Genomic DNA, 22,307 nt, shown 5'->3' on the forward strand with positions numbered 1-22,307 from the left:
ACCGCCTTGCGCGCGGGGGCCAAACGGGGCAATCGGGCGGACATCCGTTTTCACTTCATCAAGAGAACCGATGTCCGCTTCCGTTTCGCCGCTCGCCCCGAAATCCGTGCCCGCCATGCCCGCACTCGACGGCGTGGGCATCGCCACCGCCCAAGCCGGCATCAAGTACAAGAACCGCACCGACCTTCTCCTGATGGTGTTCGACGAGGGCACCGAGGTCGCTGGCGTCTTCACCCGCTCCAAATGCCCTTCCGCTCCGGTCGATTTCTGCCGCGCCAATCTGGGTGGGGGCCGCGCGCGTGCTCTGGTGGTCAATTCCGGCAATGCCAACGCGTTCACCGGCAAGAAGGGCCGTGAAACGACGCGGGCAACGGGCGAGATGGCGGCTCAAGCCGTGGGCTGCAGTGCGGACGAAATCTTCCTCGCTTCGACGGGTGTCATCGGCGAACCGCTCGATGCGAACAAGTTCGGCCATCTGCTGGGCGGCCTGGCAAAGGAGGCCAAGGGCGGGGCTTGGGCGGAAGCGGCTGCCGCCATCATGACCACCGACACCTATCCGAAAGTCGCGACGCGTCAGGTTGCGCTCAATGGCGCAACGGTGACGATCAACGGTATCGCCAAAGGCGCCGGCATGATCGCGCCCGACATGGCGACCATGCTGAGCTTCGTCGCGACCGATGCGGCGGTCGCCGCGCCTGTGCTGCAAGCCCTGCTGTCGTCCAGTGTGGAGACAACGTTCAATGCAGTGACGGTCGATAGCGATACATCGACCAGCGACACCCTGCTTCTGTTCGCGACCGGCAAGGCCGGCAATGCGCGGATCACGGATGCCGGCGACCCGAAGCTCGAAGCCTTCCGCGCCGCCCTTGGCGAGGTGCTGCACGATCTGGCAGTTCAGGTCGTCCGCGATGGCGAGGGCGCACGCAAGGAGATCGAGATCGAGGTGACGGGCGCATCCGACGATCGCTCGGCCAAGCGCATCGCGCTTTCGATCGCCAACTCGCCGCTGGTGAAGACGGCGGTTGCCGGCGAGGATGCGAATTGGGGCCGCGTGGTGATGGCCGTCGGCAAGGCCGGAGAGCCCGCCGACCGCGACCGGTTGGCTATCTGGTTCGGGCCACATCGTCTTGCGCATGAGGGCGAGCGCGACCCCGATTATTCGGAAGAGGCGACCTCGGCCTATATGAAGGGCGAGCAGATCAGGATCCGGGCGGATATCGGTCTGGGCGAGGGCAAGGCGCGGGTGTGGACCTGCGACCTCACCAAGGAATATGTTGCCATCAATGGCGACTACCGTTCCTGACCCATTGATGACGCCTGAAGCTCCTTTACCGGTCCTTGCCACCGTCCGCCGCTTCGAGGCGGCTGGCTTCCGTGCATGGCCGGCGGCCTCCGCGCATTATGATGGCGCGTGGCTGATGCGGCTGACACCGGGGCATCCGGCCAAGCGGCTCAATTCCATCAACCCGCTCGATCCGGGCGACCATTTCGACATCTCGTCGCGCATCGAAAAAGCGCGGTCGAGCTTCGCCGAGATCGACCAGCCGCTGACCTTTCGCATCTCGCCGCTCGCAGGCGACAAGATCACCGCCTATCTCGACGCCCAAGGTTGGCAGGCCTTCGACGAGTCGCTCGTCATGCATTGCGATCTCGAAGGCAGCGTGGTCGAGCACGCGCTCGACCAGATCCCGCTCAAGGATGTGGAGCGCTTCACGCAGTCGCTTCTGTCGATCAACGAGATGCCGCGCAGCCTCATGGCGGCGTTGGGTGGCGTGATCCAGGCCGTGCCGGCGGAAGCCGGGCTGTTCGTGCTGGAAAGCGACGCAAAGGCGGTCGCTGCGACCGTCTGCGTGCATGACGGCGATCTGGCCGGGCTGTTCGAGGTTGCGACCGCACCATCGGAACGTGGCAAGGGCTTCGGGCGGCGCATCGTGACCTCAGCGCTGAAATGGGCGCTCGGCCGGGGCGCGCGTCAGGCCTGGCTGCAGGTCGGCGCCGAGAATGAGCCGGCCGTCAATCTCTACCGCTCGCTCGGCTTTTCCGAGCTTTATCGCTACCATTACCGCCGGCCGCCCACGCCGTGAGTGATCCCAAACCGCTCCTTCTCGTCGCCGCCTGCGCGCTGGTGGACAGCGACAACCGCGTGCTGATCGCGCAAAGGCCCGAGGGCAAGTCGCTGGCAGGGCTGTGGGAGTTTCCCGGCGGCAAGGTCGAGCCGGGCGAAACGCCGGAAGAAACGGTGATCCGCGAACTCTATGAGGAACTCGGCGTGGTGACCAAGGTCGCCTGCCTCGCGCCGCTGACTTTCGCGAGCCATGCTTATGAGCGTTTCAACCTCTTGATGCCGCTTTTCGTGTGCCGCCGGTTCGAGAACACGCCGCAGTCGCGTGAAGGGCAGGCGTTGAAGTGGGTCCGTGCGAACCGGCTGCGGGACTGGCCGATGCCGCCTGCGGATGAACCGCTGATCCCGTTTCTCGAGGATCTGCTTTGAACGGCTAAGCCGGTCGTCCCATGGCGCGTCTCAGCCAGCCCGTAGCGTGGGCAAATCCTTCATCCGCCTCATGCTTAACGCCATGCTTAAGGCAGCGTTAGGAGAGTCCTGCGTAATTGAAACACATCGAGAAACGACACAGCAGGCGGAGTTGGGGCGTGAAGGCAAACGAGTGGGATTATGTGAAAGTCCCTCGCCGCTCTCCCTTGGCGGAAGCCGGTTTTGGCATCCTGCGTGCCACCCTGCTTTTCTCGTCCGTTGCGGTTGCGCTCACGCTCTTGATCGTACCGGTCGTGGACAAGAATCCTCGGCTCGCCATGAACCTTCCCGGCAGCCAGCCGCTCGATATGATGGCGACAGGGTCCGTCACGAAGGGCGATCCGAAGCCCTCCTATACGCTGCGGCGCAGCGTGCTGCAGTCTTCGCCCGACGGGATCTGCCGGATCAATGCGGATGGAACGCGTTCCGGCGATTGCTGATCGAATCACCGCGCGGATCTTAACCTTTTCTCCTCTAACGGCTGATATGCGTGCCGTTCAGAGGGCCCAAAGACCATGCAGCTTCTGAAGCGCTTCGCCCGCGACGAAAAGGGCGCTACGATCGTCGAATACGGCATCATCCTGACGGTGCTGTCGCTGGTGATCATCGGCGGCGTGGGCCAGGCGAGCGACGCTATCCAGCAGCTTTTCGAAGACAATAACAGCCATATCAATCAGGCGCTGAGCCAGTAGCGCTACTTCTTCGCCAGTGCCTCTGCGAGCGAGACCGTGGCGCTGCCGGGCTTGAGCGGCTTGGGCTGCGAGGCGGCAGGCGCCCAGCCCGACATCCAGAGAAGCGTGAAGCTCGCGCGCACACGGCCATCCGGGTCGGCGAAACGCTCGCCATATATCTGCGCCGCCCGATAAAGCAGCGCGCGGCTCATCGGTTGGCGCGAGCGCTCGGCCAGCGCGTTGGAAGCGCCCATGGCGCGCAGGTCGTTGGCGAGACCCAGAAGCGAATCGTAACGCACGGTCAGCGTGTCGGCGTCGGACACGGGCAACGCAAAGCCGGCGCGCTGGAGAAGGCCGCCCGCATCGCGCACCTCCACGAAAGGGCTGACGCGGGGGGAAACGCCACCCAACTCGCTCTCGGCGGCAAGCAGGCTTTCGCGCAGCTCGGAAAGGGTGCCGGCACCCGCCATGCAGGCGAGGAAAAGGCCATCGGGCTTCAGTGCGCGGCGGATCTGGACCAGCAGGCCGGGCAGGTCGTTCACTTCGTGCAATGACAGAAGTGAAACGGCGAGGTCGAGGCTCGCCGGCTCGAAGGGAACGGTTTCAGGCAAAGCGACGATGCCGGGCTCCCCGTTCAGCAGCGCTTCGTCGGCCTCGACGCGGATCACCTCCTCCACCTTGCCGCTTTCGCGCAGCACCTGCGCGGCGTGGGGGCTGTTGCAGAAGATCGTGGCGGCACGGTCGAAGCGGCGGGACACGGTGGCAAGCCGGTCGCCGAGTTCTTCCGCCGCATGCGCCATCAGGAAATCGGCACCCGGCTGCGCCTGTTTCAGCGCGCGGCGCTTGTGCGCCCGGAGCGCGTCGAGGTCGAACACTGTTTCCACGTGGACTGTTCCTTTGCGGCCCTTGACCGGATCCGGCTTTGCTCTGCTAGCAAGGATGAGAGGCAGGTGGAGCCGGATTTGGGGGAGTTCAAGCCTTTTCTCGGAGTGAGCGGGCAACCGCGTCGTCTGGCCGCTGCGGCGGCGGCGATGGCCGGGCGCCTGTTGTTTCCCCCGACCTGCATCGGGTGCAGGCGTATCGTGGCCGAGCCCGGTGCGCTTTGCGCCCATTGCTGGCCGGCCCTGCGCTTCATCGAGGTGCCCTTCTGCCCGGTGATGGGCACGCCGTTCCAGTACGATATGGGCGAAGGGTTCCTGTCGCTCGAAGCGATTGCCTTTCCACCGCATTTCGACCGGGCGCGGGCCGCCGTGCTCTACGATGGGGCGGCGCGGCAATTGGTGCGCGGGCTGAAATATGGTGACCGGACCGATCTCGCGCCGTTGATGGCGGGCTGGATGCTGCGTGCTGGAAGCGAACTCTTGCGCGAAGCCGATATGCTCGTACCCGTGCCCTTGCACTGGCGTCGGTTTCTCAGCCGCCGCTTCAACCAGTCGGCGGAACTCGGGCGGGCGATCGCGAGGCGTTCGGATGTCGTGTTCGCGCCGGAGGTCCTGGTGCGGCGGAAGAAGACCAAGCAGCAGGTCGGGCTGCGCCGCAAGGCGCGCGAGGACAATGTGCGCTCTGCCTTTGCCGTGCCCGAAAAGTTCAAGGCGCGGATTCGGGGCAAGCGCATGCTGGTGGTGGACGATGTCTACACGACGGGTGCGACCGTCGGGGCCGCAGCCCGAGCCCTGAAGCGCGCTGGCGCGTCGCATGTGGATGTGCTGACCTTCGCCCGTGTCGTGCCCGAAAGTGCTGATCTCGACGGGGACTTCCTGCCCGACGAGGGAATGCATATATGACGGCAAACGATGTGAGGCCCATGATGCCGGACGTGACGATCTATACGAGACTGGGCTGCGGCTACTGCACCCGCGCCAAGCAGCTGCTCGACAGCAAGGGTGTCGAGTATGACGAACGCGATGCGAGCTTCTCGCCCGAACTGCGGCAGGAGATGATCGCGCGCGCCAACCGCTCGACCTTTCCACAAATCTTCGTGGGCGAGGTGCATGTCGGCGGCTGTGACGACCTTTACGCGCTCGACCGTGCCGGCAAGCTCGACGGGTTGCTTCAGACCGGAGCGCTTGCCTGATGGGTTTCAAGGCCGCGGCATTGCAGATGCGTTCGGGCACCGAGCCCGCGCGCAACATCGCCTCCATGCGCGAACTGGCGCGTGACGCGAAGGCCCAAGGCGCGCGCTATCTGCAAACGCCTGAAATGACCGGTGCCTTGATGCGCGACCGCGATGCGTTGCGCGCCATTCTGCAGCCGGCGGAAAGCGACGCTGTTGCCGCGGCTGCGAAAGAACTGGCGCAGGAACTGGGCGTCTGGTTCCATCTCGGCTCGACGGCGATTGCGCGGCCGGACGGCAAGGTCGCCAATCGCGGCTTTCTGTTTGCGCCCGATGGGGCGCTCGCTGCGACCTATGACAAGATCCACATGTTCGATGTCGATCTCGACAAGGGCGAGAGCTGGCGCGAGTCTTCGACCTATGAGCCGGGCCGTTGCGGGCTCGTGACTGAGATCGAAGGGGCGAAATTCGGCTTTGCCATCTGCTACGATCTGCGCTTCCCCCAGCTTTTCCGTGCCGAAGCACTGGCGGGTGCCGAGGTGCTGACGGTGCCGGCCGCTTTCACGCGCCAGACCGGCGAGGCGCACTGGCATGTGCTCCTGCGCGCGCGCGCCATCGAGAATGGCGCGTGGGTGATCGCCGCTGCGCAAGGGGGCGTGCATGAAGATGGTCGCGAGACCTATGGTCATTCGCTGATCATCGACCCCTGGGGCCGCGTGGTGGCGGAAGCCGATGGCGACGAGCCGGGCGTGGTGGTTGCCGAGATCGATCCGGCGCAGTCGGCTGCGGCGCGCGCCAAGATCCCGAACCTAAAGAATGCGCGCGAGTTCACGCTCGAGCAGGTCGCCGCCGAAGCGGTGAGGGGTGCCGCATCGTGATCAAGTTCGCGCTTTCATGCGCGGAAGGCCACGGCTTCGAAGGCTGGTTCCGCGACAATGGCGACTTCGACAGCCAAGCGGCGCGCGGGCTCGTTGAATGCCCAACCTGCGGTTCGCCCAAGGTTTCGAAGGCGCTGATGGCGCCGGCGGTTTCGACCTCGCGCAAGCAGGAAAAGATCGCGCTCGCCGTTTCCGCCGAGCAGAAGCGCATCATGGGCGAATTGAAGAAGCTCGGCGAGAAGATGCGCGAGAATTCCGAGGATGTCGGTGACCGCTTCGCCGAGGAAGCGCGCAAGATCCATTTCGGCGAAACCGAAGCGCGCGGCATCTTCGGCCAGGCGACGATGGAGGAGGCGGCGAGCCTCCACGAGGACGGCATCGACTTTCTGCCGATCCCGACCTTTCCGGACGAGCGGAACTAGAGAGCGGGCTTTTCGGCCAGCACCATGTAGTTCACATCCGTATCGCTCGAACGGCCCCAGCGGTCGGCGAGCGGGTTGTAGGTGACGCCCAGTTTCTCGACCGTGCGCAGGCCTGCATGCGACAGCGCGGCTTCGAGTTCATCGGGCTTCACCAGCTTCGAAAACTGGTGCGTGCCGCGTGGCAGCCATTGCAGGACGTATTCGGCGCCGATGATGGCGAGGCCCAGCGCTTTGAGCGTACGATTGATGGTGGCGACCATCATGATGCCGCCGGGGCGCACCATCGCCCCACATTTGTCGATGAAGAGCTCGATATCCGAGACGTGCTCGACCACTTCGAGATTGAGCACGACATCGAAGGTTTCGCCGGCGTCGGCCAGCGCTTCGGCGGTGGTCGCGCGGTAGTCGATCGTGAGGCCGCTCTGGGCCGAGTGAAGTTTCGCGACCTCGATGTTCGTGGCCGAGGCATCGGCTCCCACCACCTCCGCGCCGAGCCGCGCCATGGGCTCGCTCATCAAGCCACCGCCGCAGCCGATATCGAGCAGGCGCAGGCCTTCGAAGGGGCGGGGCGCGCGGATGTCGCGGTCGAAGCGTTCGGCGATCTGGTTGCGGATATATTCGAGCCGGACCGGATTGAACTTGTGCAGCGGCTTGAACTTGCCTTTTGGGTTCCACCATTCAGCGGCCAGCCGCGAGAAGCGTTCGACTTCCTGATTGTCGATCGTCGTCCGTGCGGCTTCGCTCATCGTGGTCTCCTTGGTATCGCTTTCCCCAAGTCGCCTTCGCGGGCCGGAAGTCAAGTCTCGGAGAAGGGCCCGTGCGCCGCTTCGATGCGTATCGCCACCAGTTCCTGCATGCGCCAGAGATAACGGTCGTGGATGCCGATCTCTTCGAGCTTGGCGACGGTGGCGTGTAGATATTCCGCCATGGAGCCCTTGAAGCCGCAGGCGGTGGCGAGAACGTCGGCCATCTCGGCGTCGCTCAACCCGCTGATATAGCGTCCGCTCGCCCGGTTCATCGCGAAGGTGAGGGCGGTCAGCGGGCCCTCCTTCGTGTCGAGCGTGATCCAGCGCGGCGGAAAGGCTGTCGGCACCATGCTCATCTCGCGCGGCAGCAGGCGCAGAAGATTTTCCTTCAGCCGATCCGGAGGCAGGCGGAAGGCGACGCCCCGGCAGGAGCCGCCGCGATCGAGCGCGAGCATCACGCCCGGCGTTTCGCGGCTGCCGCGGAAACGGTAGTCCCAGCCAAGGCAGAAGATGCGCCGCCAGCCGCGTGCCAGCGCGACACGGCTTTCGGTGAACTCGAAATCCGGATTCCAGATCAGCGAGCCATAGGCGAAGACCCAGAAGCCGTCCTCTGGCGCGGAGGCAATCAGTTCGGCCGCGAGGTTCTCGTAATCGTCTTCCGTCGCCGGACGCATGCCGGGAAAGATCTGGAAGCCGGGATCGGGAATCGGCCGGCGCAGCGCTTCCACATGGCGCTCGGTTAATCGCATTCGACGGAGGTTGGCGGGGCTCGGCATGATGGCTCATTCGCCCAAGCCCGCTTCTTCCGCAAGCCGGCTTGCCTCACCGTCATCCTTTGGCTTATGGAGGCGGCGGATTTTGGCGCCTCGGCCCGGCCGGGGCGCTTTTGTTTGGTCAGGTGAGGGATAGGAAGCGTCGTGGCGCGCATCGTGATGAAGTTCGGCGGCACGTCCGTGGCCGATATCGCCCGCATTCGCGTGGTGGCCGAGCACGTCAAACGCGAGGTCGATGCCGGCCACGAAGTCGCCGTCGTCGTGTCCGCGATGTCGGGCAAGACCAACGAACTGGTCGCCTGGACACGCGATGCGTCCGCCCTGCACGACGCGCGCGAATATGATGCCGTGGTCGCGTCCGGCGAGCAGGTGACATCGGGCCTCGTGGCCATTGCCTTGCAGAACATCGGCGTGAATGCGCGTTCCTGGCAGGGCTGGCAGATTCCGATCCGCACCGATAACGCGCATGGTGCCGCGCGCATCGCTGAAATCGATGGTTCCGAGCTGATCCGCCGCTTCGGCGAAGGACAGGTCGCGGTGATCGCGGGGTTCCAGGGTATTGGTCCCGACAACCGCATCGCGACGCTCGGGCGCGGCGGCTCCGATACGTCGGCAGTCGCCATCGCCGCTGCGGTGAAAGCCGATCGCTGCGACATCTACACGGATGTGGATGGCGTCTACACCACCGATCCGCGCATCGAGCCCAAGGCGCGGCGCATGAACAAGATCTCCTTCGAGGAGATGCTGGAAATGGCTTCGCTGGGTGCCAAAGTGCTGCAGGTGCGCTCGGTCGAGCTCGCCATGGTGCATGGCGTCCGCACTTTCGTGCGTTCCTCCTTCGAGGACCCGCACGCGCCCGGCATGGGCGATCTACTGAACCCGCCTGGAACCCTGATCTGCGACGAGGATGAGATCGTGGAAGCGCAAGTCGTCACCGGAATTGCCTATGCCAAGGACGAGGCGCAGATTTCCTTGCGCCGCGTGGCCGATCGCCCCGGCGTGTCCGCCGGCATCTTCGGCCCGCTCGCCGAAGCCAACATCAATGTGGACATGATTGTCCAGAACATCTCCGAGGACGGGTCACGCACCGACATGACCTTTACGGTTCCGTCCGGCGACGTGCAGAAAGCACTGGCCGTGCTGGAGCGTACCAAGGAAACGGTGGGTTTCGACGTGATCCAGCATGAGGAAGGCATGTCCAAGGTGTCGGTGATCGGCATCGGTATGCGCTCCCATGCGGGTGTCGCCGCAACCGCCTTCAAGGCGCTTGCCGACCGCTCCATCAATATTCGCGCGATCACCACCTCCGAGATCAAGATCTCGATTCTGATCGACGGGCCCTATACCGAGCTTGCCGTGCGCACTTTGCATTCGGTCTACGGGCTCGATAAGCAGTAAATGACATTCTAATATCCGAACTCGCCGGGAGGGGTTACCCAGCGGGCCCGGCTCGGGAAGTGGAAACCTGACCATGCCTCATACGGGCGGCGGTCCCCGCACTCTTTTGAAGCGTCTGCGCGAGCTGATGGCCGAGGCGCTCGAGCCGCAGGAACGGCTCGACCGTATCGTGCGCGAGATCGCGGCCAATATGGTGGCTGAGGTCTGCTCGCTCTACGTGCTGCGTGCCGATTCGGTGCTCGAACTCTATGCCACCGAGGGTCTGAACCCGAACGCCGTCCACCATGCGCAACTGGCGCTGGGGCAGGGCCTCGTGGGTACGATCGCGGCGTCCGCCCGGCCGCTGAACCTGTCGGATGCGCAGCGCCACCCGGCCTTCGCCTACCTCCCGGAAACCGGTGAGGAGATTTACAACTCCTTCCTCGGCGTGCCGGTCTTGCGTGCGGGCCGTACACTCGGCGTGCTCGTGGTGCAGAACCGCGCCAAGCGCCTCTATCAGGACGACGAGATCGAGGCGCTTGAAACCATCGCCATGGTGATCGCCGAGATGATCGCAGCGGGCGACCTCGCGCGCCTGACACGGCCTGGTCTCGAACTCGACCTGTCGCGGCCGGTTTCCTGCTCGGGCGTTTCGTTCAACGAAGGCGTCGGCCTCGGCCATGTCGTGCTCCATGAGCCGCGCGTGGTGGTCACCGACCTCTTTTCCGAAGACCCGAACGAGGAACTGGTGCGGCTCGATTCCGCGCTCGGCTCGCTGCGGCTTTCCATCGACGACATGCTGTCGCGCCGCGATGTCGCCTTCGAGGGCGAGCACCGCGCGGTGCTCGAGGCCTATCGCATGTTCGCCAATGACCGCGGCTGGGTGCGCCGGCTGGAAGAGGCCGTGCGCAACGGGCTCACGGCGGAAGCCGCCGTCGAAAAAGTGCAGAGCGACATGCGCGCGCGCATGCTGCACATGACCGACCCGTATTTGCGCGAGCGGATGAGCGATTTCGACGATCTCGCCAACCGCTTGCTGCGCCAGCTGATCGGCCGCACCACGGATGAGATGGCGCAGTCGCTGCCGCGTGACGCGATCATCGTCGCGCGCTCGATGGGGGCTGCCGAACTGCTCGACTACCCGCGCGACCGTTTGCGCGGGCTCGTGCTCGAAGACGCTGCCGTCACGAGCCATGTGGTGATCGTGGCCCGCGCCATGGGCATCCCCGTCGCCGGCCAGGTCAAGGGCGCCGTTTCCATGGCGGAAAACGGCGATGCAGTGATCATCGACGGTGACGAGGGCAAGGTGCACCTGCGCCCGCAGCCCGAGGTCGAGACCGTTTATGCCGAAAAGGCACGGTTCCGCGCGCGGCGGCAGGAGCTTTACCGCGAATTACGGGCGCTGCCATCGGAAACGCGCGATGGGGTTGCGGTCGATCTCATGATGAATGCGGGTCTGGCCGTCGATCTGCCGCAGCTTTCCGAATCGGGTGCGAGCGGCATCGGGCTGTTCCGCACCGAGCTGCAGTTCATGGTGGCCGCGACCTTCCCGCGCGCCGAAGCGCAGGAGCGGCTTTACCGCGATGTGCTGGATTCGGCGGGCGGCAAGCCGGTCACCTTCCGCACCATCGATATCGGGGGCGACAAGGTTCTTCCCTACTTCAAGACCACGACGCAGGAAGAAAACCCGGCACTGGGCTGGCGCGCGATCCGGTTGACGCTGGATCGTCCGGCACTTCTGCGCGCGCAGGTGCGGGCGCTCTTGCGCGCGTCCGGTGGGCGCGAGCTGAAGTTGATGCTGCCGATGGTCACCGAACTCGGCGAGATCGCGCAGGCGCGTGAGTTGATCGACCGCGAGGTGCGCCATCTCGCCCGCTTCGCCCATCTCCTGCCGACTTCGCTCAAGATCGGCGCGATGCTGGAGGTGCCGTCGCTCCTCTGGCAGCTGGACGAGCTGATGAAGCGCGTTGATTTCGTGTCGGTGGGCTCGAACGACCTGTTCCAGTTCGTGATGGCAGCAGATCGCGGCAATTCCCGGCTGTCGTCGCGTTTCGATCCGCTTTCGGTGCCGTTCCTGCGTGTGCTGAGACAGATCGCGCAGGCCGGCGAGCGCAGCGGCACGCCGGTGACCTTGTGCGGTGAATTGGCAGGCAAGCCGATCTCGGCGATGGCGCTGATCGGCGTTGGCTTCCGCGCCATCTCGATGTCGGCGTCCTCGATCGGTCCGGTGAAGGCGATGTTGCGCGAACTCCCGCTCGAACCGCTTCGCGAAGAGCTCGATGCGGCGCTCGACGGCGACGATGCGCTTCTGCCGATGCGCGCCAAGCTTGTGGCCTTTGCCGAGGCGCATGGGGTGCCCCTTTGAGCCAGACCGCCGTTGCCCTGCCCAAGGAGCGCATGGACCAGCTGTCCAAGCGCTTCGACATGCTCGAACGCCAGATGGCGGCAGGGCCCGACCCGGATGCCTATGTGAAGATGGCTTCCGAATATGCCGAGCTGCAGCCGATGGTCGACACGATCCGCGCGCTGCAGACGGCCGAGCGTGAGATGCTCGATCTCGAAACGCTTCTGCACGATGCCGGCACCGACCGCGAGATGCGTGAACTGGCCGAGGCCGAACGGCCAGCACTCGAAGAGCGGATCGAGAAGCTCAACCACGAAATGCGCATCCTGCTTCTGCCCAAGGATGCGGCGGACGAGAAGAATGCCATCCTCGAAATCCGCGCCGGCACTGGCGGCGACGAGGCAGCCCTTTTCGCAGGCGATCTGTTTCGCATGTATGAGCGTTATGCGGCCGAACGCGGCTGGCGCTTCGAGACGGTTTCCCTGAGCGAAGGCGAGGTCGGCGGCTTCAAGGAAGCGATCGCTCAGGTGTCGGGCAAGGGCGTGTTCGCCAATCTCAAATTCGAGTCGGGCGTGCATCGGGTGCAGCGTGTGCCGCAGACGGAAACGCAGGGGCGCATCCATACATCGGCGGCCACCGTCGCGGTGCTGCCGGAAGCGGCGGGAGTGGATATCGCGATCCGTCCCGAAGACATCCGCATCGACACGATGCGCGCGTCGGGTGCGGGTGGCCAGCACGTGAACACCACGGATTCGGCCGTGCGCATCACGCATATCCCCTCAGGCATCGTGGTGGTGCAGGCGGAGAAGTCGCAGCACCAGAACCGGGCGCGTGCCATGCAGATCCTACGCTCGCGCTTGTTCGACATGGAGCGCTCGAAGGCCGATGCCGAGCGCTCGGAATCGCGCCGTGCGCAGGTGGGATCGGGCGATCGCTCCGAGCGCATCCGCACCTATAATTTTCCGCAAGGCCGCGTGACCGACCATCGCATCAACCTGACGCTCTACAAGCTCGACCGGGTGATGGAAGGCGAGATCGATGAACTGGTTTCGGCGCTGACCGAGGATCATCAGTCGCGGCTTCTCGCAGAACTCGGCGAGAATGGCTGACCTGCAGAGCGTGCTGCGTGGCGCGCGCACGCGACTTTCAGAGGCGGGGGTCAGCAGTGCCGCGCTCGATGCGCGCATTCTGGTCGAGCATTTCTCGGGTACGGCGCGCGAGGACGCGATCCTGCGGCCTTCGCTCGAATTGGCCGGCCGCATCGTGCAGACCATCGAGCAGGCGGTCGAACGGCGGGCCGGGGGTGAGCCGGTTCATCGGATCATCGGCGAGCGGGAGTTCTTCGGGCTGCCGCTGAAACTATCTGCAGAGACGCTGGAGCCGAGGCCGGACACGGAAACGCTTGTGGAAGCCGTGTTGCCTTTCTGTCGCGAAACGGCTGCGCGCGAGGGCGAATGCCGCATTCTCGACCTCGGCACGGGGACGGGCGCCATCGCATTGGCGCTGCTCTCACAGGTGCCGGAAGCGCATGCCTGGGGCGTGGATGTGGCGCCCGGTGCGCTCGAAACGGCAGCCGCGAATGCCGAAGCGCTGGGCCTGAGTGGGCGCTTCGCGCCGACGCTTTCCGATTGGTGGGAAAAAATAGAAGGCTGCTTCCATTTAATCGTCACGAATCCTCCCTATATATCGGGAACTGAGATGGAAGCGTTGGTGGATGAGGTCCGCCGCTTTGATCCGACAAGAGCGCTTTACGGCGGCGTGGATGGGCTCGATGCCTATCGAAAGATCGCAACCGGCGCGCGTCGACACCTGGAAAAGGACGGTCTGGTAGCGCTCGAGATTGGATGGCAGCAGGGCGATGCGGTTTCCGCATTGTTTGTCGCCGAAGGCTTCGAGCCTGCGGGTCGCTTTCGTGACTTTGGCAACAATGAACGGGTGCTCCTTTTTCGGTAACTCCCGGTTCGGCAATAGGAAAAATCGCTTGGCATGGGCGGGGAATGCCGCTAGGGTCCTGATGCCGGATTGATCGAGGCAGGCAGTGCCCTCTGGAACCACATTCGGCTTCCTGAACAGCTGCCATCCTGCTTGAACGAAGACGAAACACTTCCTCTTGCGCGCCTCGTAGGGGACGACCGGTCAGAAACGCGAACCGAGATGGAATGGTCCAAGCGGTGAGACCGCATCAGCGGACCCAGGCGGCCGAATGTCCGAACCTGTAAGCACAGGCGGGACATGTGCGGCACACGATACGCGAGTGGCGAGCGCAAGCTCTGCCCGCGATGCGGCGTCTATTGGAAATGAGACTGGCGATTGAAACGCCGGATGCCGCGAATTCCCACACAGCAGAAGTTGCAACAGTTTTCGGTGCAAAAGAGATCGGTATGAGGCCACAACAGCAGAACAGGCGCATGCGTGGGCGCAACAACAACAATAACAATAACAACAACCGAAAGGGCCCCAACCCTCTCACGCGCTCCTATGAAAGCAATGGCCCGGATGTGAAAATCCGCGGCTCCGCGCAGCAGATCGCCGAGAAGTACACGACGCTTGCCCGCGATGCGACGAGCTCGGGTGACCGCGTGATGGCGGAAAACTACCTGCAGCACGCCGAGCATTACAACCGCATCATTGCGGCCGCCCAGGCGCAGATGCCGATCCAGCACAATCAGGGCCAGCGCGACGACGCGGACGAGGAACTGGACGAGGACCGCGACGAGTTCGACATCGGCCTGCCCGCACCCTACCAGCCACAGCCGCAGCAGAATAATCAGCAGCGCAACAACGAATATCGCAACGATCGCCAGGATCGGGATCGCCAGGACCGGGACCGCTTCGACCGGAACGGTCAGGATCGCGACAACAACGGCGAGCAACGCAATTTCGGCGACCGTCAGAACCGCAGCAACGACCGCAACGGTCAGGACCGCCCGGAGCGCAACGATGGCGAGCCGCGCCGCGACCGCAATAATTACGAACGCCGCAACAATAATGCCGAGCGTCATGAGCGGCAGGCTTACAACAACGGCCAGAACGGCAATGGCTATAATGGCGGCGAGATCGCACAGCCTCAGGCTCAGCCCTCGCCGGTGAACCAGGCCGAAGCGCCGCAGCCCGAGATCGAGGGCGTTCCGGCGGAGATCGCCTACAACGCCGAACAGGAGGCCCCGCGCGAGGCGCCTCGCCAGCGTCGCGAACGCCGCCCGCGCTTCAGCGAACGCAACAATGTCGTCCAGACGGACGGTGATGCCGCGCCCGTTGCTGCCGAACCGCAGGCCGTGGAAGTTGTCGCAGCGGCCGAGCCGGTTGCGGCGGTTGAAGCGCCGGTCGAGGCTATCGTGGCATCTGAGGGCGAGGCCCCTGCGCCGGCACCACGCCGCGGCCGTCGTCCGCGCCGGGTTGCCGAGGCTGCTGAAGCACCTGCGGGCGAGGCCGGTTCAACTGAAGGAATTGCTGCCGGCGAGTGATTGACGGGAGTTGGTTTGCAGAAAGGGCGGTCCGGTTCGGGCCGCCCTTTTTTGTTTGGGGCTATTTGATGATCGGGTCCCTGCGCTGGTCAAGTCACCTCCACCCCTTACCGTTCCCCACAAGGAGGAGAGGGTGACGTGACCGTTTGCTTTGCTGCCGCTCCGGTTCTCGCTCCTTCAGGCCCCCATCGAAGAGCGCGGCCTTCCGAAAATTCCCGCGCTTCCCAATCTTGAGCCCCCAAACCCGTCTCCCCATATCTCCTTCCGAATGGCTCTGCTCATTGCGAGGGGGCCGTCACCAATATCCGTCGCGGTGCCGCTGAAGGGCTGCGAAGGGGAAGGAGACAGACGAAAATGAACCCGGAAAAATACTCAGAACGCGTGCGCGGCTTTTTGCAGTCGGCGCAGACCATGGCGCTCTCTCAGAACCACCAGCAGTTCACGCCCGAGCACATCCTGAAAGTGCTTGTGGACGATGAGGAAGGCTTGGCGGCCGGCCTGATCGAACGTGCGGGCGGTGATGCCAAGGCCGTGCGCTTGGGCGTCGAAACGGCGCTGAACGCTCTGCCACGCGTCGAGGGCGGCAATGGCCAGCTCTACATGGCGCAGCCGCTCGCCAAGGTTTTCACGACCGCCGAGGAATTGGCCAAGAAGGCGGGTGACAGCTTTGTCACCGTCGAGCGCCTGCTGACGGCACTGGCCGTCGAGAAGTCCGCCAAGACTTCCGACATTCTTGCCAAAGCCGGCGTGACCGCGCAGGCATTGAACAATGCCATCAACGAAATCCGCAAGGGCCGTACCGCCGACTCGGCATCCGCCGAGCAGGGCTACGATGCGCTCAAGAAGTATGCGCGCGACCTGACGGCCGATGCGCGCGCAGGCAAGCTCGACCCCGTGATCGGCCGCGACGACGAAATCCGCCGCACGATCCAGGTCCTGTCGCGCCGCACCAAGAACAACCCTGTGCTGATCGGTGAGCCGGGCGTCGGCAAGACGGCCATCGCCGAAGGCCTGGCGCTACGCATCGTCAATGGCGACGTGCCTGAATCGCTCAAGGACAAGCGCCTGATGGCGCTCGACATGGGCGCACTGATCGCGGGTGCGAAATATCGTGGCGAGTTCGAGGAGCGGCTGAAGTCGGTTCTGGCGGAGGTCACGGGTGCCGACGGCCAGATCATCCTCTTCATCGACGAAATGCACACGCTGGTCGGCGCCGGCAAGGCGGACGGCGCGATGGACGCGTCGAACCTGTTGAAGCCCGCGCTCGCGCGCGGCGAGCTGCACTGCGTCGGCGCGACCACGCTCGACGAGTATCGCAAGCATGTCGAAAAGGATCCGGCCCTTGCCCGGCGCTTCCAGCCCGTCTTCGTCAACGAGCCGACGGTGGAAGACACGGTGTCGATCCTGCGCGGGCTGAAGGAGAAGTACGAGCAGCATCACAAGGTGCGAATCGCCGATTCGGCGCTCGTGTCTGCTGCCACGCTATCGAACCGTTACATCACCGACCGCTTCCTGCCCGACAAGGCCATCGACCTCGTGGACGAAGCCGCCTCGCGTCTGCGCATGCAGGTGGATTCGAAGCCCGAGTCGCTGGACGAGATCGACCGCCGCATCATGCAGCTCAAGATCGAACGCGAGGCGCTGAAGGTCGAGAAGGACGAGGCCTCGAAGGATCGCCTCGCCCGGCTCGAGGAAGAGCTGGCCGGGCTCGAGGAAGAGTCCGACGCGCTCACGGCCAAGTGGCAGGCCGAGAAGCAGAAGCTTGGGCTGGCGGCCGAACTAAAGGGGCAACTCGACGAGGCGCGCAACGAGCTCGCCATCGCACAGCGCAAGGGCGACTATGGTCGCGCGGGCGAACTTGCCTATGGCCGTATCCCCGAGCTCGAAAAGAAGCTGACGGAAGCGGAAGCGCAGGGCGAGCGAGCAGGCATGGTCGAGGAAACCGTGACCCCTGACCACGTGGCGCATATCGTGTCGCGCTGGACGGGCATTCCGGTGGACAAGATGCTCGAAGGCCAGCGCGAGAAGCTGTTGCGCATGGAAGACGAGATCGGCCAGCGCGTGGTCGGCCAGGGCGAGGCGGTGCAGGCTGTGTCGAAGGCCGTGCGCCGTGCGCGTGCCGGGCTGCAGGACCCGAACCGGCCGATCGGCTCGTTCATGTTCCTAGGGCCTACGGGTGTTGGCAAGACGGAGCTCACCAAGGCGCTCGCTTCCTTTCTCTTCGACGACGAGACGGCGATGGTGCGCCTCGACATGTCGGAGTTCATGGAAAAGCACTCGGTGTCGCGGCTCATCGGCGCGCCTCCCGGCTATGTCGGCTATGAAGAAGGTGGTGCGCTGACCGAAGCCGTGCGGCGCCGGCCTTATCAGGTCGTGCTGTTCGACGAGATCGAGAAGGCGCATCCGGATGTGTTCAACGTGCTCCTTCAGGTGCTTGACGACGGACGGCTGACGGACGGGCAGGGGCGGACGGTCGATTTCCGCAACACGCTGATCATCATGACATCGAATCTCGGCGCGGAATATCTCGTGTCGCTCGGCGAGAACGAGGACGTGGACAGCGTGCGTGATCAGGTGATGGGCGTGGTGCGCGCGGCCTTCCGGCCCGAGTTCCTCAACCGTGTGGACGAGATCATCCTGTTCCATCGCCTGCGGCGTCAGGACATGGGACGGATCGTGGAAATCCAGCTCAAGCGGCTGGAGAACCTGCTGGCGGATCGCAAGATCACGCTCGATCTCGACAACGACGCGGTCGAGTGGCTGGCGCAGAAGGGTTATGACCCGGCCTATGGCGCGCGCCCCCTCAAGCGCGTGATGCAGAAGGAGCTGCAGGACCCTCTCGCCGAGAAGATCCTGATGGGCGACGTGCTCGACAACTCGCGCGTGAAGGTCGTCACGAGCTCCGACCGGCTGAACTTCCGTTCGCGGCCGAATGCTGCCACGGTCGAGGACGTGCATGCGGATCAGGCGGCGTAAGGCCCGCCTGAAACATTCCGAAACAGGAAGGCCGCGCCATTGCCCCGGCGCGGCCTTTTTCACGCCCGGTTCATCATGAATCAATGATTAGGAGCGAATTTCGGGAGCAGCGCGTTGTGGCTTCGTCTCCAATGCGCGTTTTCGGTTGAAGGAGCCTTCGAGTGCCTGAACTGCGACCCATCCTGGCCGTGGCTGTTTTTCTTTCCGCGTCGCCAGCCCTCGCTGCGATCGGCTCTGGCGAAGAGCCCGTTCGTCGTGCCTCAGCCGGCGTGCAGCTTGCCCAAGCCGGCGATGTCGATGTGTTCTACGACCAGTATGGCCGCCGCGTCCTGCTCGATGCGCAGACAGGCGAGGTGATCTCGGTCGAGCCGGCGGAGCGCCGCCTGACGCGCGGAGAGGAGCGCCGCGAAATGCGCCGTCGCGAGCTTGGCCGCGATTCTGCCTACGATCGCGAGCCGGTCTACGACGACGATTACGTCGCGCTGCCGCAGGACGACCCATACTACGATGTCGATCCCGAAGAGGTGATCCCGGAGAGGCGTGATTATGCGCTGCCCTCGCAGTTGCCTGACAACCGCCGGGGCATCCAGCGGCGCGCACTGGGCGACGTTCTGACCGCGAGCCCGGCCGAGCAGGCGCAGCCCGACAGCGGTCTGCCGAACACGGTCGATCCGAACGACAGCGTGGCGTCCGTTCCCTCGTCGCCATCCGAGCCCGTGGTGCCCGGCGGTACGATCGAGACCTTCTCGCCCAACCGGGCCCGCGAGGATGTGGCGGAACTCCAGGTGCTGCTCGATCGCGGTGGGGCGTCGCCCGGCGTGATCGATGGTCGCTTCGGCTCCAATGTCGACAAGGCACTCGCGGCGTATAACAGCATCAACTGGCAGAGCATTCGTTCCACCGATGCGGCAGGCATCAAGGCGGCGCTGGCTGCTTCGGGTGGTGATGCGTTTCTGTCCTACACGATCACGCCGGAAGATGCGGCCGGTCCTTACGTTGCCTCGGTCCCTGCGGATTATGGCGAGAAGGCCAAGCTCGAGCGCATGAGCTACACCTCCGTCACCGAGGCGCTGGCCGAGCGCTTCCACATGGACGAGGCTTATCTGAAAGCCATCAATACCGGGCTCGACTTCAATCGTCCGGGCACGATCATCCGTGTTGCGAATGTCGGGCAGAACCGCTCGGGTGCCGTGGCACGCATCGTTGCCGACAAGACGCAGAAGCAGGTTCGCGCCTATGATGCGGCCGGTCAGTTGCTTGTGGCCTACCCCGCCACTATCGGCTCACCCGATACGCCGTCGCCCACCGGTATCCATGCGGTCAGCCGCATCGCCTTCGATCCGGAATACACCTACAATCCTAAGATCAATTTCCAGCAGGGCGCCAACGACAAGATCCTGCGCATCCCGCCCGGTCCCAACGGCCCGGTCGGCTCGATCTGGATCGCGCTCGACAAGCCGACCTACGGCATTCACGGCACGCCGGAGCCGTCACGCATCGGCAAGGCCGAAAGCCATGGTTGCGTGCGCTTGACGAACTGGGATGCGGCCGAGCTTGCGAAGATGGTGAAGAAGGACGTGCCGGTGGAGTTCGTGGAATAGGGGCACAAGCCAGCCCCCCTAGGGTTATCCGTTCACCGCCACCTTGGTGCCCGGCTTATCCTCGTCCTTCAGCAGATCCAGAATGCGGTCGCGCTCATGCTTGAACGCTTCCAGTTCCTTGCCATCCAGCGTGCGTCCACCGGGTAGGCGGACGCGCATCGGATCGACCTTGGTGCCATTGACGATCAGTTCGTAATGGAGATGCGGTCCGGTCGAGAGACCGGTCGTGCCGATATAGCCGATCACCTGACCCTGCTTGACCGCTGCTCCCGGCTTGACGCCTGCGGCGACACGACTCTGGTGGTTGTACGAGGTCTCGTAGCCGTTCTTGTGCTTGAGAATGGTCTGCCGGCCATAGCCGCTCGCCCAGCCCGACTTCTCGACCACGCCATCGCCCGCCGCAATAATCGGCGTGCCGGTCGGCGCCGCCCAATCGACACCCGTATGCATGCGTGTGATGCCGAGGATCGGATGGCGCCGACCGCCGAAGCCCGAGCGGAACGTGCCGTTGGGCACCGGTTTGCGAAGCAGAAACTGTTTGGACGAGCGGCCCTCTTCATCAAAGTAGTCGGATGAGCCATCCTCGGCGCGGAAGCGGAAGAAGTTGCGGGTGGTGCCGCCAAAATTGGCCGACACATAAAGCAGCTCGGAATCGTCCGACATCTGATTGTCATCACCCGGCTGCGAGAAGAAGACGTCGAGGCTGTCGGATGGGCTGATGCGCGATTCGAAATCGACGTCCGACGCCAGTAGTTTCACCAGTTGCTTGGTCAATGCCGGCGACATTCCATAAGAATAGGCCGCGCGGTAGATGGCATCATAGGCGGTCGGCATGTTGCCACGCGGAACCGCAGGCGCCGAGCCATCGAAGGCGGTCAAGAGTTCCGGATTGGGCTCGGGCTCGGCCGCCGCCACATATTGCCCGCGATCGTTGAGCGCGATGGTGACGATATGCTTGGTGCGATCATAAAGGCTGGCGCGAACGATCTTCGCGTCCTCACCACGCACTTCGAGACCGAGGCGCAGGACGCTTCCGGCTTTCAGGACCGGGGAGTTGAGGATCCGCGCGAAGGCTGCGGCCATGTCTTTCGCATCAGGCCCGCCATAGCCGGAATCGAAGAGAGACTTCTCCATGTCGCGCTCGTCCGGGAAGGGGATGATCTCTTCGGCGAAGGAGAGCGAGTCGTCATCCTGCATGGCGCGGGCGGCGACGGAGAGATTCTCCGGCACGATGCGCACGTTGGATGGCGTGCCCGTCGTCTGGCTTTCGATGCCGTCGCCGAAGCGCTGCGGATCGACATAGTGAAGGGCGGCCACCTGGACGTCGCCCTCGGTCAGAACCGCGGATGTCGAGCGAACGACGACCTCGACTTCGTCGGCCGAAAGCTCGCTCTTCTCATCGAAGGGCGCGCTGTCCATGGGAAAGTCGAGGGTCTTCAGGCTCACTTCGCCTTCGACCTTGGCGCCATAGATCGTGCCGGTCGAGGCGATGTTCGTTTGAGCCTCCGTGTCCGCGCCGTCTGCCGAGAACACCGCGAGCGGGTCGAAAGGGGGGTAGTCGGTCGGCGCCTTGTGACCAGCGGCAAGCGCCATCTTCACTTCCACGAAGGGCATCATGCGGACGATCTCGCGGTCGCCTTCGCGGCTGACAGTGGAAACCTCCATGCGGCGCTTGTCGCGCGCGCGGGCAATAACTTTGGGGGCGACGAGGCGGGCTGCCTTCGCATCCTGGCCGGAACCGGCACCTGCTTCGCCGGTGATGTCCGCAACTTCAGGAGGGGTCGCGATCTTCTCGCGGCCATCGAGTGCCGCGAAGAGAGCCATGCCCATCAGCACGCTGGATGTCAGCCCTGTGAGAAAGGTGCCGGCAAGCCAGCGCAGGGAAACCTCGCGCCGGTCCGGCGGACCCTTGCGACCGGCATCCGCACTCAGCGGCGGCTCGTTGCCGAGCTCGGCTATGGCTGGGTCGACGTCATGCATCGAAAAGGCGAGACTTCCCCGGAAAACGCGCGACACGGATGCCTATCCGTCTCGCAACTCGAACGCAGTTCAGTTTGATCCCCACACCGGCTTTGTGCCTGCCGATGATGGTCGAGTCAAACCGGCGATTTGCGTGCTCATATATAGAGAGCCGAAAAAGCACCGGTCCGAATGGGGTGGACCATGCTCACCGAATAGGGCTGCATTGCGGCTCGGAGGGCCGTGAAAGGAAAGGGGAGGGGACAAGAAGCGACCGGTTGAAAGACCGATCCGAGCTAACTATCTGATGCCCATACGGCAGTTGAGACCGTCAGAAAAAAATCGAAAAAACTTCATCCACCCGTGTTGACAGTTCGAGGCACTCGCTCGTATATACGCCTCATCAACGAGGGCGGTACGCCGCTGGCGGGGACGGGGTTTTGCCTCTGACTTTGCTGACTGGCTCTGAGGAGTTAGCCTCTGGTGTTTCTTGAGAGCCGCGTGAGCGACACT

General features: G+C 64.2%; 20 protein-coding genes. 16 read left to right on the plus strand and 4 right to left on the minus strand.

Features of this window, described 5'->3' with window-relative positions:
• Window positions 1-70: 70 nt before the first annotated feature.
• The 5 genes from argJ (at window position 71) to NGM99_RS18130 (ending at window position 3,222) form a co-directional block, all read left to right on the plus strand.
• Window positions 71-1,303, plus strand: coding sequence for a bifunctional glutamate N-acetyltransferase/amino-acid acetyltransferase ArgJ (argJ, locus tag NGM99_RS18110; RefSeq protein WP_252821492.1), 1,233 nt, complete (start codon window positions 71-73; stop codon window positions 1,301-1,303).
• Entirely contained in the window at window positions 1,284-2,084 is an 801-nt protein-coding gene (locus tag NGM99_RS18115; protein ID WP_252821494.1) for a GNAT family N-acetyltransferase, read from the plus strand. Before argJ ends, NGM99_RS18115 begins: the two co-directional genes overlap by 20 nt.
• Window positions 2,081-2,491, plus strand: coding sequence for a (deoxy)nucleoside triphosphate pyrophosphohydrolase (locus tag NGM99_RS18120; RefSeq protein WP_252821496.1), 411 nt, complete (start codon window positions 2,081-2,083; stop codon window positions 2,489-2,491). The genes NGM99_RS18115 and NGM99_RS18120 overlap by 4 nt, the downstream gene beginning before the upstream one ends.
• Window positions 2,492-2,649: 158 nt before the next feature.
• Window positions 2,650-2,970 (plus strand): hypothetical protein, encoded by a 321-nt coding sequence (locus NGM99_RS18125; protein ID WP_252821498.1) that lies wholly within the window; start codon window positions 2,650-2,652, stop codon window positions 2,968-2,970.
• Between the two features lie 75 nt (window positions 2,971-3,045).
• On the plus strand, window positions 3,046-3,222 hold the full coding sequence (locus NGM99_RS18130; protein ID WP_252821500.1) for a Flp family type IVb pilin: 177 nt from the start codon (window positions 3,046-3,048) through the stop codon (window positions 3,220-3,222).
• A gap of 2 nt (window positions 3,223-3,224) precedes the next feature.
• Here NGM99_RS18130 and NGM99_RS18135 read toward each other — a convergent pair whose 3' ends face one another.
• Window positions 3,225-4,085 carry a methyltransferase domain-containing protein gene (locus NGM99_RS18135; RefSeq protein ID WP_252821502.1) on the minus strand — a complete coding sequence of 287 codons (861 nt, stop codon included), beginning with the start codon at window positions 4,083-4,085 and terminating at the stop codon, window positions 3,225-3,227.
• 147 nt (window positions 4,086-4,232) lie between these two features.
• Here NGM99_RS18135 and NGM99_RS18140 point away from each other — a divergent pair, with 147 nt between their 5' ends.
• Genes NGM99_RS18140 through NGM99_RS18155 form a run of 4 tightly spaced genes read left to right on the plus strand, consistent with a single transcriptional unit; the run spans window position 4,233 to window position 6,554 of the window.
• Complete coding sequence (locus NGM99_RS18140) at window positions 4,233-4,985, plus strand: ComF family protein (RefSeq protein WP_252821573.1); 753 nt, start codon at window positions 4,233-4,235, stop codon at window positions 4,983-4,985.
• A gap of 23 nt (window positions 4,986-5,008) precedes the next feature.
• Window positions 5,009-5,275, plus strand: coding sequence for a glutaredoxin 3 (gene grxC, locus NGM99_RS18145; RefSeq protein ID WP_252821575.1), 267 nt, complete (start codon window positions 5,009-5,011; stop codon window positions 5,273-5,275).
• On the plus strand, window positions 5,275-6,132 hold the full coding sequence (locus NGM99_RS18150; protein ID WP_252821503.1) for a carbon-nitrogen hydrolase family protein: 858 nt from the start codon (window positions 5,275-5,277) through the stop codon (window positions 6,130-6,132). The genes grxC and NGM99_RS18150 overlap by 1 nt, the downstream gene beginning before the upstream one ends.
• Window positions 6,129-6,554: a DUF1178 family protein gene (locus tag NGM99_RS18155; protein WP_252821505.1), complete on the plus strand. Its 426-nt coding sequence runs from the start codon at window positions 6,129-6,131 to the stop codon at window positions 6,552-6,554. The genes NGM99_RS18150 and NGM99_RS18155 overlap by 4 nt, the downstream gene beginning before the upstream one ends.
• Here NGM99_RS18155 and ubiG read toward each other — a convergent pair.
• Complete coding sequence (gene ubiG, locus NGM99_RS18160; protein WP_252821507.1) at window positions 6,551-7,300, minus strand: bifunctional 2-polyprenyl-6-hydroxyphenol methylase/3-demethylubiquinol 3-O-methyltransferase UbiG; 750 nt, start codon at window positions 7,298-7,300, stop codon at window positions 6,551-6,553. The two genes, NGM99_RS18155 and ubiG, sit on opposite strands and share 4 nt — an antisense overlap.
• 50 nt (window positions 7,301-7,350) lie before the next feature.
• On the minus strand, window positions 7,351-8,076 hold the full coding sequence (locus NGM99_RS18165) for a gamma-glutamylcyclotransferase (protein WP_252821509.1): 726 nt from the start codon (window positions 8,074-8,076) through the stop codon (window positions 7,351-7,353).
• A gap of 141 nt (window positions 8,077-8,217) precedes the next feature.
• Between NGM99_RS18165 and NGM99_RS18170 the strand changes: the two genes are divergently transcribed.
• The 7 genes from NGM99_RS18170 (at window position 8,218) to NGM99_RS18200 (ending at window position 19,835) form a co-directional block, all read left to right on the plus strand.
• The gene (locus NGM99_RS18170) at window positions 8,218-9,471 is read left to right on the plus strand and encodes an aspartate kinase (RefSeq protein WP_252821511.1); all 1,254 of its coding nucleotides are present in this window, start codon (window positions 8,218-8,220) and stop codon (window positions 9,469-9,471) included.
• 73 nt (window positions 9,472-9,544) lie between these two features.
• Complete coding sequence (gene ptsP / locus NGM99_RS18175; RefSeq protein ID WP_252821513.1) at window positions 9,545-11,815, plus strand: phosphoenolpyruvate--protein phosphotransferase; 2,271 nt, start codon at window positions 9,545-9,547, stop codon at window positions 11,813-11,815.
• Window positions 11,816-11,847: 32 nt separating this feature from the next.
• Entirely contained in the window at window positions 11,848-12,903 is a 1,056-nt protein-coding gene (gene prfA, locus NGM99_RS18180; protein WP_252821577.1) for a peptide chain release factor 1, read from the plus strand.
• A complete protein-coding gene (gene prmC / locus NGM99_RS18185) occupies window positions 12,896-13,747 on the plus strand; it encodes a peptide chain release factor N(5)-glutamine methyltransferase (RefSeq protein WP_252821515.1) in 852 nt (283 codons plus the stop codon). Before prfA ends, prmC begins: the two co-directional genes overlap by 8 nt.
• Before the next feature lie 428 nt (window positions 13,748-14,175).
• Window positions 14,176-15,258 (plus strand): DUF4167 domain-containing protein, encoded by a 1,083-nt coding sequence (locus NGM99_RS18190; protein ID WP_252821516.1) that lies wholly within the window; start codon window positions 14,176-14,178, stop codon window positions 15,256-15,258.
• 354 nt (window positions 15,259-15,612) lie between these two features.
• A complete protein-coding gene (clpB, locus tag NGM99_RS18195; RefSeq protein WP_252821518.1) occupies window positions 15,613-18,234 on the plus strand; it encodes an ATP-dependent chaperone ClpB in 2,622 nt (873 codons plus the stop codon).
• A 161-nt stretch (window positions 18,235-18,395) separates the two neighbouring features.
• Window positions 18,396-19,835 carry a L,D-transpeptidase family protein gene (locus tag NGM99_RS18200; RefSeq protein ID WP_252821521.1) on the plus strand — a complete coding sequence of 480 codons (1,440 nt, stop codon included), beginning with the start codon at window positions 18,396-18,398 and terminating at the stop codon, window positions 19,833-19,835.
• Between the two features lie 24 nt (window positions 19,836-19,859).
• Here the strand turns inward: NGM99_RS18200 and NGM99_RS18205 are convergent, their stop codons facing one another.
• Window positions 19,860-21,815: a M23 family metallopeptidase gene (locus tag NGM99_RS18205; protein WP_252821578.1), complete on the minus strand. Its 1,956-nt coding sequence runs from the start codon at window positions 21,813-21,815 to the stop codon at window positions 19,860-19,862.
• Between the last annotated feature and the right edge of the window lie 492 nt (window positions 21,816-22,307).

This window comes from Mesorhizobium liriopis (genome assembly GCF_024053505.1).
Classification (GTDB): Bacteria; Pseudomonadota; Alphaproteobacteria; order Rhizobiales; family Rhizobiaceae; genus Mesorhizobium_B; species Mesorhizobium_B liriopis.